At 43.2% G+C, this 16,665-nt stretch carries 12 protein-coding genes; 2 read left to right on the forward strand and 10 right to left on the reverse strand.

Features of this window, described 5'->3' with window-relative positions; genetic code table 11:
• The 3 genes from NFS18_RS04750 to yicI form a co-directional block, all read right to left on the reverse strand.
• On the reverse strand, positions 1–218 hold a 218-nt coding region (locus NFS18_RS04750), incomplete at its 3' end, for a transposase (protein WP_251388479.1).
• A gap of 87 nt (positions 219–305) precedes the next feature.
• Positions 306–1,373 (reverse strand): glycoside hydrolase family 3 protein, encoded by a 1,068-nt coding sequence (locus NFS18_RS04755; protein ID WP_331477514.1) that lies wholly within the window; start codon positions 1,371–1,373, stop codon positions 306–308.
• 50 nt (positions 1,374–1,423) lie between these two features.
• A complete protein-coding gene (gene yicI / locus NFS18_RS04760) occupies positions 1,424–3,748 on the reverse strand; it encodes an alpha-xylosidase (RefSeq protein WP_251388481.1) in 2,325 nt (774 codons plus the stop codon).
• Between the two features lie 227 nt (positions 3,749–3,975).
• Between yicI and NFS18_RS04765 the strand changes: the two genes are divergently transcribed.
• Together NFS18_RS04765 and NFS18_RS04770 are read left to right on the forward strand one after the other, a co-directional pair.
• Positions 3,976–5,799 (forward strand): sensor histidine kinase, encoded by a 1,824-nt coding sequence (locus tag NFS18_RS04765; RefSeq protein WP_251388482.1) that lies wholly within the window; start codon positions 3,976–3,978, stop codon positions 5,797–5,799.
• Positions 5,796–7,343 carry a response regulator transcription factor gene (locus NFS18_RS04770; RefSeq protein WP_251388484.1) on the forward strand — a complete coding sequence of 516 codons (1,548 nt, stop codon included), beginning with the start codon at positions 5,796–5,798 and terminating at the stop codon, positions 7,341–7,343. Before NFS18_RS04765 ends, NFS18_RS04770 begins: the two co-directional genes overlap by 4 nt.
• Here NFS18_RS04770 and NFS18_RS04775 read toward each other — a convergent pair.
• From NFS18_RS04775 to NFS18_RS04805, 7 genes are all read right to left on the reverse strand, one after another.
• Positions 7,306–8,322 (reverse strand): alpha/beta hydrolase, encoded by a 1,017-nt coding sequence (locus NFS18_RS04775; protein ID WP_251388487.1) that lies wholly within the window; start codon positions 8,320–8,322, stop codon positions 7,306–7,308. The two genes, NFS18_RS04770 and NFS18_RS04775, sit on opposite strands and share 38 nt — an antisense overlap.
• Entirely contained in the window at positions 8,303–9,013 is a 711-nt protein-coding gene (locus tag NFS18_RS04780) for an SGNH/GDSL hydrolase family protein (RefSeq protein ID WP_251388489.1), read from the reverse strand. Before NFS18_RS04780 ends, NFS18_RS04775 begins: the two co-directional genes overlap by 20 nt.
• Before the next feature lie 17 nt (positions 9,014–9,030).
• Positions 9,031–10,524: an alpha-L-fucosidase gene (locus NFS18_RS04785; RefSeq protein WP_251388491.1), complete on the reverse strand. Its 1,494-nt coding sequence runs from the start codon at positions 10,522–10,524 to the stop codon at positions 9,031–9,033.
• Positions 10,525–10,548: 24 nt separating this feature from the next.
• Positions 10,549–12,567 carry a beta-galactosidase gene (locus tag NFS18_RS04790; protein ID WP_251388494.1) on the reverse strand — a complete coding sequence of 673 codons (2,019 nt, stop codon included), beginning with the start codon at positions 12,565–12,567 and terminating at the stop codon, positions 10,549–10,551.
• A 210-nt stretch (positions 12,568–12,777) separates the two neighbouring features.
• Positions 12,778–14,544: a type 2 periplasmic-binding domain-containing protein gene (locus NFS18_RS04795; RefSeq protein WP_251388496.1), complete on the reverse strand. Its 1,767-nt coding sequence runs from the start codon at positions 14,542–14,544 to the stop codon at positions 12,778–12,780.
• A 36-nt stretch (positions 14,545–14,580) separates the two neighbouring features.
• Complete coding sequence (locus NFS18_RS04800) at positions 14,581–15,486, reverse strand: carbohydrate ABC transporter permease (RefSeq protein WP_251388498.1); 906 nt, start codon at positions 15,484–15,486, stop codon at positions 14,581–14,583.
• 18 nt (positions 15,487–15,504) lie between these two features.
• Positions 15,505–16,452 carry an ABC transporter permease gene (locus tag NFS18_RS04805; protein ID WP_251388500.1) on the reverse strand — a complete coding sequence of 316 codons (948 nt, stop codon included), beginning with the start codon at positions 16,450–16,452 and terminating at the stop codon, positions 15,505–15,507.
• Positions 16,453–16,665 lie beyond the last annotated feature (213 nt).

Raw genomic sequence — 16,665 nt, forward strand, 5'->3', positions numbered from 1 at the left:
TGGCAGAGCATCTGGAGCAGGTTTTCATCATCTTTATGGATGCGGAATGAAGCAGGGTCATTGGTCTTGAAACTGGCCTTCAAGAGTTTTTCAAAGCCAAGAACATGGAGGAATTCCTTCATCATAAGAAGCCCGCCATCGGAAGAGAGTTCACCTCCGTCAAAATTTACTATAAACTGCTTATTGCATTTAAGCTGGATATCCTTTAAACTATGCATAGAGTTTCTCCTTTGCAGAATTTATGTATGGTTGAGGTCCAACATAATTATAGCAAATCTGAAACTCTTTTTTAACCAAAAATAGTTTCACCTACTAAGTGAAAATGTAAAGCGGTTGAAAACACAGTAACTATACGGGTTTTTCCATAATTGGTACCGCCAGCGTGAATAATTCAGGATAATAGATTCCCTTGCCGTTTCCAGTGTTTTCTGCCGATGTTCCGGCGTGTTATAAGCTCCGCTCTTTCTTGTGCCATCCATCATATGCAGCTTTATCATCAGCATCAGAATTCGTACCACTTTCTCGTCTACTGCTGATTCTTTGATTTCTCCCTTTTCTATCTTTTCTTTCAATGGATCTGCCATAAAATACTTATCAAAATTATCGGTTACGGACATCTCAATATCCAACTGAGAAGCCGCCGCCTTTTCCGTATCATGGACAGCTCCCCAATCGGATACGACAACACCGTCGTATCCCCATTCTTTCCGCAGAATATCATTCAACAGATATTCACTCTGACAACAGTGTTCTCCATACAGTAAATTGTAAGCTCCCATCATAGTATAGACACCACCCTTTTTGACTGCATCATAAAATACCGGAAGATAAATTTCCCGCAGAGCATGCTCATCCACTTCCACATCCACCCAAAGACGTTCTGTCTCCTGATTATTGGCTGCAAAATGCTTCACACAAGCCGCCACATCCCATTCCTGCACACCTTGTATATAAGGTATAGCAAGTTCCTTAGTCAGATAAGGATCCTCGCTGAAATACTCAAAGTTCCTTCCACAAAGAGGACTTCTCTTAATGTTGACTCCGGGTCCTAAGATAACGTCTTTTCCACGTCCTCTTGCCTCTTCGCCAAGTACACATCCCGTCTCTTTCGCAAGCTGGCGATTCCATGTAGAAGCCAATGCACTGTTGCACGGAAGATAAGTCACATAATCATCGGAATGTCCGACCGTCTGCCATTTTGATGCCTCAAACTCCTGACGGACCCCCATAGGTCCGTCGGAGAATTTTATCGGCAAAATTCCAAGCCGCGGGACTCCCGCTGTCTGAAATAACTGCGCACCATGAATCATTCCGATCTTTTCATCTAAAGTCAGCTTCCCAAGTAACTCTTCTGCCTGTCTTCTCAATTTCATCTGTTTTTCACCTCACACATTTTTGCAGTCTGCTTTCATGGCAGTCATACCTATTCCATCTCACATATAAATGTAGTTCCTCTTTCTTCCACAGTCACAACTGTGTCCTCTCCGTCAAGTTCCATTTTGGCTCCCTGTACAGATTTAACAATGCAATTGACAAACCGGATCTTAGCTCCGGCTGTCACCTTTCCGGTAATCTTGCTGCCCTCATTTACAAAAGAAGCTGTCAGCACTTCTTTTTCTGCCTGATATACACATGTTTCTGCTTTGTCCGTCAGTCCGAATACCTTCAACTCCAGATTGTCCGCAAATGTATAATCTATCGTATCGTATTCGATTCCTGAAGCTACAATGCTGTTTTCTTTTACCCAAAGCGGAATAGACAGATAATCATGAATCTCTTTTCTCCATGTACCGCCCCACACTGTTTCGCCCGTTAGATAATTGGTCCATGTTCCCTCCGGAAGATAATATTCTGCAATGCCTTTTTCATTGAAGATCGGCGCTACAAGCAAAGCGTCTCCCATCATATACTGTCTGTCCAGATAGCGGCAGTTTCTGTCTGTCTCGAATTCAATCGCCATACTTCTCATCATCGGCACACCTGTCCTGGAAGTGTCAACTGCACTGCTGTACAGATAAGGAAGTAATTCCAACTTCAATCTTGTAAAATATCTTACCACGTCCACAGCCTCTTCATCATAAATCCACGGCACACGGTAGGAAGTACTTCCATGCAGACGGCTGTGGGAAGACAACAATCCAAATGCTGCCCATCTTTTATATACATCTGGCGTGGACTGGCTTTCAAAGCCTCCTATATCATGACTCCAATACCCAAAACCGCTGCTTGTCAAAGACAGTCCGCCCCGCAGGCTCTCACTCATAGATTCATAATCAGACCAACAGTCACCGCCCCAGTGTACCGGGAATTTCTGACCGCCCACAGTTGCAGACCTTGCAAAAAGCACTGCTTCTTCTTTACCGCGTTTTCTCTCAATTACTTCATATACTGCTTTGTTATAAAGATATGTATAAAAGTTATGCATTTTCTCCGGATCAGCCTCATTATAATACACTGCATCCGTTGGAATCCGTTCTCCAAAATCAGTTTTAAAACAATCCACTCCCATATCCAGCAGTTCTTCCAGTTTTGTCTGATACCACCTTACTGCTTCCGGATTAGTAAAGTCAACGATCGCCAAACCGGGCTGCCACATATCCCACTGCCATACATCACCGTTCGGACGTTTCAGAAAATAACCTTTCTTCCTGCCTTCTTCAAACAAGATAGATTCCTGTCCGATATAGGAATTAATCCATACGCAAACCTTCAGCCCCTTTGCCTTAATCCTCTCAAGCATTCCTTTCGGATCCGGGAATACACGCTCATCCCAGACAAAATCTGTCCAATGGAACTCCCGCATCCAGCAGCAGTCAAAATGGAACACACTAAGGGGAATCCCTCTCTCTTGCATCCCGTCAATAAAGCTCATAACAGTTTTCTCATCATAATCCGTTGTAAAGGAAGTTGACAGCCACAGGCCAAAGGTCCACTGCGGAGGCAGCGCCGGCTTTCCGGTAATATCTGTATAACGCATCAGAACATCTTTCATCGTTGGTCCATCAATAAAGAAATAATCCAACCTTTCTCCCTTTACACTAAATCCTACTTTGGACACCTGCTCTGTCGCAACTTCAAATTCTACCTTTTCCGGATGATTCACAAAGACACCATAGCCGCGGTTTGACAGATAAAATGGTATATTTTTGTAAGACTGGTCTGTACTGGTTCCTCCGTCTTCATTCCAGATTTCTACGGACTGTCCATTTCTCACAAATGGTGAAAAACGCTCGCCAAGACCGTAGATCAGTTCATCTACAGAAAGTCCAAGCTGCTGTCTCATATAAGCATTACCGCCACTGTCATAAGCAAAGCCCTTCCAATCCTCTTTCAGATATGCCAAATCTCTCCCAAGACTTTTCGTCAGCAGTTCCCCGTCTCTTTCATAGCGCATAGACCAATTTTCTTTATCGATCACGAGACTCAAACGCCCGCTTCTGACTGTCAGAAATCTCTCCTCTTCTATCATTTCCAGCGCCCCTTTTTGAAACAGCTCCAATTCAAATTCCGGTGCTTTTTCCATAACACCCCTATGATGAAACGTCTGCACCCTGATAACGTTTGGCATGGGGGCTGAAATCTTCACCGTCAGGCTGATCCCTCCGAGAGTATCTCCTTTTTTTTCGATCCGGCTTGTGGGTGCAGCCAATGTTACCTCTTCATCACCTTTTCTCACCTCATATACATGCTGTGGGGAAAAACATTCAATTCCTTCTTTAAATAACCAGCATCCGTTGTGAAATTTCATGATTCTAAGTCCTCCTATGTCTTTATGAAATAAATAATTTTCCTTTTATACGTTTTCATTATAAAAAAATCAGCTTAGAAAAAATACCACACGTTTCGGAACGAAAATACCCCTCTTTTCAGAGTTTTTATTGTTTTTTTACCCACATTTAAATATAATAAAACTATATCCGGCGAAAGATTTTTATCGGACAGACAATTGATGCTGATTATAAAAGGAGTTTCCTGATGCACTTTAACAAACTTTATTTACGATTCTTTTCAAAACAAAAAGTAGGCAGACAACTGATGACATTATATTTCTTCATCATTTTGCTTCCGGTTCTGATCTTAAGTCTTACCATTTACTTTATATCAAATAAGCAGATTACTGAGAATTATACAAGCCTGACTGAATCCAAGGCATTTCAGTTCCGCTCCGTCCTCGTTGCAACAACCCTTTCTCTGAACGAGACCTATGAGGCTGTAGCATGGGATGACTCCTTGCAAAGTCTCCTGTCTCAGACTTATACGGATGAAGACTCTGCCCAGGAAGCTCTGACTAGTTACGATACTTTTGACAGTATTATGAAAAATCAGACAGCATTGACTGATATGCGTTTATATATCCATTGTGACAAAATGCCTCTAACTAAAAACTACAGCCATTTTTATCCGATCACAGCGGAAACAGAGTCCGAAGAATGGTATCAAAAAGCTATTTCCCAGAGGAACAATTTCTGGAAAAGCAACCTCTATACTTCCGTTTCCAACTCCAGTCCTGAATCATGGACACTAAATTACTACTGTCGGATCCCACTTCCCCAGATTGATTCCGAGGCATTTCTGGTGATGACAGTTTCCAACAACCACCTTCGGAATCTATTCCGGACGGGAGATTATGAGGTATACATCTCTGTGAATGAAGATCCAGTCTTCTTAAGCAGTTCACGGAACTATGCCGGAAATGAATTCCCGGTTGTGATCAACGCCCCCTCCCGCTTTTATGATGAAGCCGGGAAGATGGAGTTAAATGGGGCAATGACAATGGCTGCCATACAGACTTTCCAGTCCTATTCCACAAAGGATCAATTCAAGATTCTGGTGATAGACCCAATGGCAATTCCCTACCTGCAAAAGATAGAGCTTGCATTTCTATTGATAGGGATATCTGTACTGGCTGTGTCTGCACTGTTGATTTACCTGTATACCACCTATTTCAGCGCAAGAATCCAGACTCTCCGCCTTGCTATGTACAAGGTCTCACACAATGACTATGAAATTGTAAACAGTATTCAGGGCGATGATGAATTAAGCGCCACATTCCGAGATTTGAAGGTCATGATTGAAAAGCTAAAAGAAACAGAAGCTCAGATTTATGAAGCTCAGATCAAAGAACAGGAACTGTCTAACCAGCAGCAGCAGATGGAGTTAAAACTGTTGGCAAACCAGATCAACCCTCATTTTCTCTATAACACACTGGAGATGATCCGTATGAAAGCATTTGCCAACGGGGATAGGGACGTAGCCAAAGCAATCAAACTCCTCGGCAAATCCATGCGCTATGTGCTGGACAATACCAAGTCCACGGCAACTACACTGGATAAGGAAATTGACTATATCTCTTCCTATCTGCAGATACAGAAGCTGCGTTTTGAAGAACAAATGGATTACACTATCGAAATTGATAATAAACTAGATTTAAAAGCATACCGGATTCTCCCGCTTTTGATTCAGCCTCTTGTGGAAAATGCAATCTCTCACGGTCTTGCCGATACAGAAAAGGACGGGCATATCCGCTTCAGACTATACATCACTTCAGATGACCTTCTTATGGCCGAAGTATACGACAATGGATGCGGTATGACAGCGGAAAAGCTTGCAGATGTCATTGCTCATCTGGACGTCCCGCAAAATGAAGCAGAACATGGAGTCGGTCTATACAATATCAACAACCGCGTCCATCTCTTCTACGGCGAGGAGTACGGTCTGAATATCAAAAGCCGGCCGGGAGAGGGAACTTTGATTACACTGACCGTTCCATTATTAAATCTGACGGAGGAAGTAAAATGAATGTATTGATTGCAGATGATGAACGAGTTGTTCTGGAGGGATTAAAATATATCATCGACTGGCACGGTCTCGGGTTTTCAATCTGTGGCACGTCTTCTAACGGTGCCGATGCCCTTGAAAAAATCTTAAGCCTGAATCCGGATCTCTGCCTTTTGGATATCCGAATGCCGAAGATGAATGGAATTGAAGTTGTACAGGCTGCCGTAGAACAGGGCTACACCGGCAAATTCATCATATTAAGCGGTGTCACAGATTTCAAACTGGCACAGACCGCCATGCGCTATGGTGTTGATTTTTACCTGACCAAACCAATTGACGAAGATGAACTGAAACAGGCTGTAACCACTGTCCGGGAACTGATTCTTTCAGAAGAAAAAAACCAGATCTTCTATAAAGAATATCGTGACAAGGCTAAGCAAAGTATTTTGCAGGAAATTCTGCTCAACACATGTGACTATTATAAGTTGGATTTAGATGACTTGCACCTGAATGCCAATATTTATCAAGTTGTCTCCTATGAGAATTATAATCAGGAATTCTTTTATCAGACATGGAATTTTGCGGATTTAATGCGTGTATCAAATCAAGATAACAATACTTTCGACTTATTAGAGCTAGACCGGCGCAAGATTATTTTGCTGAAAGGCGACTTTGCGATTTCCAAATTTGAGAACCTGCTTGCTCATTATCAGCTAAAACCGCAGAAAGGTTCTCCTTTCGATTCGGTATTTCTCGCTTATGGACAGAAAGTCTCCCGGATACAGGATATTTATCTCTCCTATCAGGACATCTGCCAGTTATCGGAACGGCGCTTTTTCTGTGAGGAGAACCAACATATCATTGGCTATGAGGAACTTCTGAAGAAATATCAGAACTTGACCGCCTCCGCCCTTACTCAAAATACAGCGCCTGACTATGCTGAACGATTTTTAAACTACATTCAGTCTCATAATCAGACGCTCATTACGGAAACGCTGCGTGAATTAAATACATACCTTGTATCCCTGAACACAGATATTGCCAACATTAAGCATTTTCTCATTGACCTTTATATTCTGGTCAAACAGAAAATTATGCATCTGTATCCGGACGTGGATATTCCGTTCCCGGCAAATGCTGCGGCAATTGATTTGCTGGAACGCAAATATTATCTCTACGAAATTATCACATTTCTCGCAGAACAATTTGATATGTGGCTCCACTCCGTAGGATATTCTTCCGGTGAAAATGTAATGGATGAGGTTCTGTACTACATCCACCACAACTATCAGGAAAATTTAAAGCTGGAAACCATCGCGCCTCTGTTTGGATACAACAGTTCCTATCTGGGAAAGATATTTAACAAACGGGTCGGCATCAACTTCACTTCCTATGTAGATCAAATCCGCATCGAGGAAGCCAAAAAGCTGCTGGGACAAGACCGCCTGAAGGTCTATGAAATTGCCAAGCAGGTAGGTTACAGCAATGTGGATTACTTCCATAAAAAGTTTAAAAAACACGTGGGTACTAGTCCTGCTGAGTACCGGAAAAATCTCTGTCCATAAATTCAATCATGGCACGGCTCCACGGATAGGCAGATTTTGAAAATGCCAGTGCACATCCGTGGCCGCCGGTCGGATATACATATGTATCACTTGGCACATCTGCCTTCTTAAGCGCCTCGCCCATTCTGACTGTATTGGATGGCGGCACACAGTCGTCATCTGCACAAGTCCACACAAAACTCGGCGGATACTTCTTTGTCACCATATATTCTACAGACAATTCCAGCATAAGCTTTCGATCCCCTTTGGTCAGATTCACCGCACTGCCCTCATGGGCTTCTTTTACAAAGCTGATGACCGGATAACCCAGACAGATTTTGTCCGGCTTTGCCGCCCCCTCATAGAGCGCCGCTTCTGAAGCGCAGAGATGTCCTCCTGCTGAGAACCCCATGGTCATCACATTCTCTGAATCCACGCCCAGCTCATTTGCGTGTTCTCTCACAAGTCGAAGCGCCTCCGCCAAATCCTCCTGAGGCTCGGGATACGCTGCCGGAGCCACCCGGTATTTCAATATAAACGCCCGGTATCCCTGTGCCTCCATGAAGTGCATGACCGGAGTTCCCTCTCCACTGAAGCATACATTTTCATAGCCGCCGCCCGGGCAGATAATAACTGCGGGCTTTTTATCCGTCACTTTCAACTCATTGCGTGCAACCAAAAAAACACCACGTTTCTCACTCTTACTGTCATTCCCCAACACCCAGTCCTCTGACGGATTCCAGAGTGAAATACATCGTCTCGTATGATTTTCCCGGATATCCAGAACTAGATTAACCGCATCCAAAAGCTGATCAACTACATTTGAAAAGGGTTCATCCCATGGCGTCTCTCCAAACTGCTGTGCCAGCATAAAAGGTTCTCCATAATACTCCTTCGGAAACATGGATAGCAGATATTCCGAATAAAACACCTTCAGATACTGCGCCATATCCGGATAAGCCAATATGTCATTCATGGAATTATATTTTGTAAATCTCATTCTGTTTTCCCCTCACTTCTTCATGTGATAAATATTTCTCACCAAGGACTATATGACCTGCTGCCTTTAACCACTGTTCTGCAATCAGCCCATGACCATTCTCGGTGGGATGTACCCCGTCCCAGATCCAGTATGCCGTATCCTGATTCTCACATGCCTGTTCAAAACACTCCTGAAGAGGTACAAACACTGCCCCAAATTCTTCTGCTATCTGCCTTGTCTCTTTCTGATATTCTTGTATACAATGATGCCACAATTCATAATCGTTATCATAAACCGGACCATGCTGCCCGATAAACGGCTCACATATAACAAACTGCACCTCCGGCAGCGCCGTCCTGATTTCTTTCAGCATCATACGATAAATGATCCCGTATGCTTCTCTTCCCGTTGCATGCCGGGCATGCTCTGCCTGAGGACCATCGTTTACTCCTACGAGAATACTGACCACATTTGGTTTCCATGCTATCACATCTTCATAGATCCTTCCATAAAGTTCAATGATACGATTGCCGGAAATTCCCCTGTTTATAAAATGCAGATTCTTCTCCGGATATTTGCTTCCCAGCAGAGCGTTGATAATATAAGCATAGCTGTGCCCCATCTGGTGGTTCAGATCCTCTCTGTCCTTCTCGTCCTTATAACGATTGCCGTCTGTTATACTGTCTCCATAAAATAATATTGTTTTCATTTACATTTCCCCACTTTTTACTTTACCTGTATCCGAAAAACTACCGGATATTCTGTATCCACACCTTCTGCCCTGACATGAAGACCCTTTGCATCCTTTTCATATGTCACTTCCGTGTCAAATCCCAACACACTTACTTTCTGAATCAGTCCGTGAAAATTCGGTATGTTCTGATCATCAGAGTCTGCCAACGACTGTATCGTCACCTGACCATCTCTCGGAAAATTCATTACAAATGCATAAATGCTGTCTCCATTTGCTGTAAAACGAATATCCTCTTTCGTGTAAGGAAGTTCTTCGTTGTCTGTAAACTGCCCCTCGGATACACGGACACTTCCCTCAGCCGTCTTCCGCCACGGTCTGCTGCCAAAGACTGCAGCCTCGTTTTTGTGCATCCAGTCTCCGATCTCCCGTAGGATTTTTCTGTCTTCCATAGGTATTTCGCCATCGCCCTTCGGTCCTACATTCAACAGCATATTTCCGTTTTTACTGATGATTTCGATAAAATTACAAATAATCTGGCGGCTGGTCTTGTACTCCAGTGTATCGGTGTAACACCATGAATTTTTAGCTATCGCCGTATCTGTCTGCCAGTGAAAAGGCTTCGGCTCTGCCAGAGCGCCTCGTTCTACCTCCACAATACCACTGCCGAACATCATGGCATCGTGTTTGTAACAGATTGCCACTTTCTTTCCCCACTGTTCTCCCCGGTTATAATAGTATGCCGTCAGCTTTTTCAATACTTCTTTGAATGCCTCGTGCTGTATCCACCAGTCAAAATACAAAAGCGACGGCTGATATCTGTCAATAATCTCACAAGTCCGAATAAGCCAGTCTGTCAGAAATTCTTCCGTTGGATACGGCTCGCTCTGTAATGCCTGCGGATCTGGTTCCGGCATTGCCGGCCAATAGAAATCCCCGCGTTTTAACGGCTCTTTGATATCACTGTCAAATTCCTTTCCATGTCCCATAAAAAACCAGTGCTCTGCCCGGTGGGATGAAGTGCAGAACACCAGCTTTTCCTTCATCGCCGCATCTTTCAGCTCTCCCAGCAGATCTCTCCCAGGCCCCATGTCCCATGCATTATACTTTGATACGTCACTCCTGTACATCTGAAAACCATCGTGATGCTCCGCCACCGGAAAAATATATTTTGCCCCTGCTTCTTTGAATACTTTCACCCACTCGTCCGGATCAAATTTCTCTGCTGTAAACAAGGGAATAAAATCTTTATAGCCGAATTTACTATGCTCTCCGAACATCTTTCTGTGATATTCCCATTCTTCCTTCTCCTGTATGTACATATTTCTGGAATACCACTCATTGTTGTGAGCTGCGATGCTGTATAATCCCCAGTGAATAAAAATTCCGAATTTCGCCTTGGAAAACCACTCAGGTACTGTAAACTGAGACAGTGAATTCCAATCTGCATCATATGGTCCTTCTGCAATTACTCTTTTAATTTCCTGTAAATATTCCTGCTCCTTTTCCAATGTCATTATTTTCTCCATTTCCTCTGTTCCTATAGTAATCAATTATTTATATAATCTGATAATCTGCACGCCTTTGGCGGGAAGCTCTGCCACGTCACCTGCTCTGTATTCTATTCTTTCAATCAATCCGCTTCCTGCTTGGTTAACTTTGATTTCCAACGTCTTATCGGTATGATTTAATAAAAACAGAAATCTGCCATTCTCATTTTCACGCATGGTTACTTCCAGTCCCTCTTGCGGTACAATAAGCCCTTCTATGCCACATTCCCTACACACATCTGCCAAAAAAGCCCGGTAAAATTCTTCATCAGAGCGAGTCGCTACATAATAGGCATGACCCTTGCCAAATGTATTTTTTGTGACAGCCGGCATCTGTGCATAGAAATCCTCCTCATAAACACTGACTGTTTCCGCGCCTTCCGTATGACTCAGATCGCAGATCAGCCTTGCCGGATACTGTTTGCCCTGATAAGTAAAATGGTTTTCCATATGCGGCGGCAGCGCATCACACTCTTCCACCCAGATTCCCAAAATATCCCGCAATTTCCCCGGATAACCGCCTGTAATGATCAAATCATATTCATCAGCAATACCACTGAAAAAAGTGGTCACAAAGGTACCTCCGTTTTTTACAAATACACGTATTTTCTCGTCATATCCATTCTTGACCATATAGAGGACCGGTGCAATAAGCACCTTATACTTGCTCAAGTCATCCTCCGGTCCTACAATATCCAGCGGAACATTTAAGTGATACAAAGCCTGATAATAGTTGTATATCTCATCCTTATATTTCAAATCACAACTGGGGCCTGCTGAGCTCTCAACAGCCCACCAGTTATCCCAATCAAAATAAATAGCGGCGTCTGCTTCTGTCACTGCCCCCAATGTCTGATCCCCCAATGTCTTTAGCTCTTCTCCCAGTGCCTTCACTTCCCGGAACACTCTTGTTTCATTCGTTCCCACATGGTCAATTACCGCCCCGTGCAGCTTTTCACAGGCACCTGCGGTACGCCTCATCTGAAAGAACATAATAGAATCCGAACCATGTGCAACAGCCTGATAACTCCATAAACGCATAACTCCCGGACGCTTTAATGCATTATACGGCAGCCAGTTTGTCACACTCGGCGTCTGTTCCATCAAAAGAAATGGTTTTCCTCCTCCGATCCCGCGCATCAGATCATGGCTCATAGCAATCTGTGCAGGCGTATCCTGATTGGACGGATAGTTATCCCATGAAACAACATCCATATATTTCGCCCACATTTTGTAATCCAACTCTTTGTAGAATCCCATCAGATTTGTTGTGACCGGAATATCCGGTGTAATAGTCTTAATTACCTCATACTCTCTTTGGTAGCATTTCAAGATACTCTCAGAGTTGAACCGCTTATAGTCCACTGTAATCCCCTGGAACTGGCTGCGGTTCTGTTCAAAATGTTCGCTCAGCAGATTCGGCAGTACAATCTCATCCCACTCATAAAACGTATGCCCCCAGAACGCTGTATTCCAGGCATAATTCAAATTTTCAACAGTCTTATATTTTTGCTTCAGCCAGACGCGGAATACCTTCTCGCAATTTTCACAATAGCACTCTCCCCCATATTCATTTGAAATATGCCATGCCACAATATTGTTATAATCTTTATATCGCTCTGCTATTTTTGCAGCCAGCCGGACAGAATACTTTTCATATGTCGGACTATTGGGACAAGAATTGTGCCTTCCTCCAAATTTCCGCTTCATACCATTAAATTCTGTCCTCAAGATATCCGGATATTTCTTTGCCATCCATGCCGGATGTGCCCCTGTCGATGTTGCAAGGCAGACATAAAATCCGTTCTCCTTCACCAGTTTCATAATCCTATCCAGCTTACTAAAATCATATTCTTCTTCGGAAGGCTGCAATGCCGCCCAGCTAAAGACATTCAGTGTCAGAATATCCACATTTGCCTCTTTCAGCAGGATCATATCTTCTTGCCAGATTTCCTCCGGCCACTGTTCCGGATTATAATCCCCGCCGTATACGATTTTCCCTGCCCTGTCACTATATCTCATATTTCATTCCCTCCTTCACGTTGCCTCACCTTTTCATAAAACACGCTTTAGTTTTGCTTAATATCATGATGCCGAGGTCAAAAGTCCCCAGCTATGATGAAGTAACAAAGGCATATGCCGGTTCTTCCGAACAGACATATGCCTTTGTTGTTGCCAAGCATGCGATAAAACAGTCCAGTGAACTGTTTTGAGTCATGCAGCGTTTACAAACTATTCCTCAACATTTTTAGCTGTCGGAAACTGTTTTGCTGATTCCTTTCTGGCAGCATCCTGATCTTTTGCATTCTTCATATCTACTTCCAGAACTTCTTCAATTCCAAGACCCTTTGCTGTGTCTCTCATCTCTGTCATATACTTGTCAAATTCTGACTGATCTTTTGCAAAGATCATTTTCCATGAGTTGTCGATGACTGCTGCCTTGCACTGTCCGCGTACGGTTGTAATATTAGAGCCTTCTTCTGGTGTTGTATATGCAGAACCCGGCGCAACCAAAATCATATCGTTGTTTTCAAGATACTCCATTGTTGTGCTTGCGTCCATGTGCTCCCTCCAGTCCTCTTCCAATGGAGATGTTACGTTTGCAATAGTAGACTCCCACATAGACCAGTCGTATGTCTCACCCGTTTTAGGATTGATGTCAGTACGTGCAACAGCCTCAAAGCTCAGTGTTGAGATACCGTCTTTCCAGTTTCCGCCGCCCCATTCTTCCGGAACATCTACTTCATTCATAGGAAGGGCTTTTTCACCAAACTCTGTCTTCACCGGTTTGCCGTCAACCATTTCCCATGTAAGTCCTTCCGGACCTGCACAGTTATTTGACTGCTGATTCAATTCTACGCCTTCCGGAGAATACAGCCAGTCGATAAAGTCTGCCATTCTCTGCGGATCTTCTGCCTGGCTTCCGATTGCGATCACCCGCTGTGTGTTGCCCAATGGGCAGCATCCATAAGAAAAGATCTGCATATCCTTAACCGGTGCAAGCATAAGTCCTTTTCCTTCTGCCTTATGCTCTGCTGTGTTATACATGTTCTGTCCAACCCACGGCCACGGGCAGTACAGTGTTTTTCCGTTTTTATATTTTGTGGTCCATGTATCATAATTCTGTGTTGTGGAATCCGGATCTACAAGCCCCCTCTGGTTCGCTTCATAGAAAAATTCAAGAACGTCGGCGTAAACAGAATCCTCTTCAACAACACTCTGATAATCCGATCCATCTGCCTTTGCCAGTACGAATCCAACCTCATCAAATCCATACATACAAGCCGGCTGTTTCGCATTATTCATCATATTGTCGTCCCAATCTTTGAACAAAGAGATTGCATAAATATCACTTGCGCCTTCCTTCTCCCTTGCCAGAGTCTGCATATCCTCAAGTACATCCAGAAATGCGGACATATCGGCCATTTCCGGATATCCTAATTCTGCATAATAGTCCCAACGGATATATGGTCCGAAAGTTGGTTCAAGAGCCTCACTTGAAGAAGTTGCAGCATTAGAGGAAACCATGTTCGGAAATGCCCACATTCCCTCTTCGGAAACAAGCGCACTTGTTCCCTCAATTGCATCACCATAGTTTGCAATGATATCCTTGCCTTCCATCAGATCTGTACAGTCCATGATCAGTCCTGACTCTACAAGGTCATTCAATACACCGTTTCTTGTATCAACCAATACCAGGTCTCCTAAGTCTCCGGCTGCCGAACGCGTCTGATACAGAGTATCTCCGCCGCCTGCAACATTAGGCGCGATAATATTCAGTTCCATATTGAATTTATCTTTGACGATCTTTGCAAACCAGCCGCTCTGAAGTCCCTGATAATTTGCAAACTGGTCAAATACATCCACTGTGATAAATTCTTCGTAATTTCCGTCCTTAGAACCTTTGTCCGCCGTTTTTTTGTCATCTCCGCCGCATCCTGTCAGCACAGTTGACATCATTGCCATACACAACAATACGCTCAATACTCTTTTTTTCATAATCTTCTCCTCTTTTTCTTTATTTACTCTGCAAAATCAGCCTTTTACTGAACCAATCATGATACCCTTGACAAAGAACCTCTGGAACATCGGATAAATACACAAAATCGGAAGTACTACAATGACCGATACTGTCATACGGATAGAAGTTCCTGTCTGCTGCGTTGCCAGAGCTGCCGCACTGACGGCTGCTGTCCCTGAATTCTTCACCATCGCGGCAAGTGAGCTTGCCTGATTGATATAAGTATACAGCAAATACTGCAGAGAATACAATTTCTGTTCTGTTACATAGATCAAAGTATCCTGATAGCTGTTCCACTGGTTGACCGCAGAAAAAATTGCTACAGTTGCCAGAATCGGAGTACACGTCGGAAGTACAACTTTGTAAAATACTTTGAAAATTCCTGCTCCGTCTATTTCTGCCGCTTCCTGTAATGCCTTCGGCAGAGATTCTACATATGTCTTCACAAGAATAATGTTAAACGGCTGTACAATAGTCGGAATGACATATACCCAGAAGGTATTGGTCAAATGCAGATTCTTCATCGTCAGGAACATAGGAATCAGCCCGGCATTGAAATACATTGTAATAACAACAAAACGATACCAAAATTTCCGTTTCCACATCTTATCCTGTGTAAACATAAATCCCAGAAATGCTGAGGACAGCACAGTCAGTACCGTACCGATCACAGTCTTTCCAATGGATACGAGCGCTGCGGATCCCAGGCCCTTGATTTCAAGCAGCGCCTTGTAGTTGTCCATGTGAAGCCCTTTCGGAAGGAAATTGATGCTTCCCGCCGCGCTTAAGTCATTTGCGCTTATCGTGTTAATTACCATATAGTAGAAAGGGTAGATACAAATCAATGTAAAAATTCCAAACAAAAGATAATTAAACACATTGAATGTCTGATCTGCAGCTGTCGGTTTTTTCTTTTTCATCTTTTTCTCCTTTCCCTGCTATACAATAGATTCGCCGCGGGTTTTCTTGGATATATAATTTACAATGGTGAGCAGAGCCACACTGACAATACTCTTTAGCATACTGATCGCAGTTGCCAGAGAATAACTGCTTCCTGTCATACCGATGTTGTAAACATAGAGATCCAATACCTGAATATGTTCTTTATTAAATGAATTCTGGAATACAAAATACTGATCCAGTCCGTTGTTCAGGAAGTTAGAAATTGCCAGCATCAGCATGATGAAAAATGTCGGCATCAATGCCGGAAGCGTAATATGCCGCATCAGCTGAAACCGGTTTGCCCCGTCAATACTTGCAGCCTCGTACTGCTCCTGATCAATTCCCGCAATAGAAGCCAGATACATAATAGCCCCCCATCCGAGCCCCTTCCATGTATTCCACATAAGCATCCACAGATATGTATGCGAATCGTTGTCCAGAAACTTAATCGGATCTGTGATAATTCCCATATTTTCCAAAAATCCATTTACCATACCTGTTGAAGAAAACAAACTAAATGCTACAGAATATACAAGCACCCAGCTTATAAAGTTTGGCAATGTTGTAAACGTCTGAACAAAGGTTTTGAACCATTTGCATTTAATCTCGTTTAAGAAGATTGCAAATGCTACGGGAAGAATAGACGTTGCAATTCCGAGAAGACTCATCGCAAATGTATTCTTCATAACCTGAATCAACTGAGACACCTGTGTTTTGTTTGTAAACAACATCTGAAACCACTGTAGCCCCACAAAATCACAATCGCTCAGGCTTCTTGGCGGTTTATAGTCAAAAAAGGCATATATCCACCCATGTAATGGAAAATACGAGAACAGAAATACCAGTATCAAAAATGGAACAATCCACAGAAAATACTGTAGTCCCCTTTTATCCTTCGCCTTCGGGAGCGGTTGACTTTTCGCAGCAGCTTTACTCTTTTTCATTTTCCTACCTCCTTACACTGCTCGTTTACTGGTCTTATCCTACCATTTCTGTGTCTGGACATACTACTGAAAAAATTCACCCTCTTTTCATAGTGAAATTAGATTTTTTTCACATTTTACATATAAATCTCTATTTTTTTCAGTATTTCATTACCGATTTTTCTGGTAGTCTTTTGAAACACCTGCCAGTATATTAACAATCATAAAATATCT

The sequence above is a fragment of the Mediterraneibacter agrestimuris genome (assembly GCF_943193195.1).
GTDB classification, from domain to species: domain Bacteria; phylum Bacillota; class Clostridia; order Lachnospirales; family Lachnospiraceae; genus Schaedlerella; species Schaedlerella agrestimuris.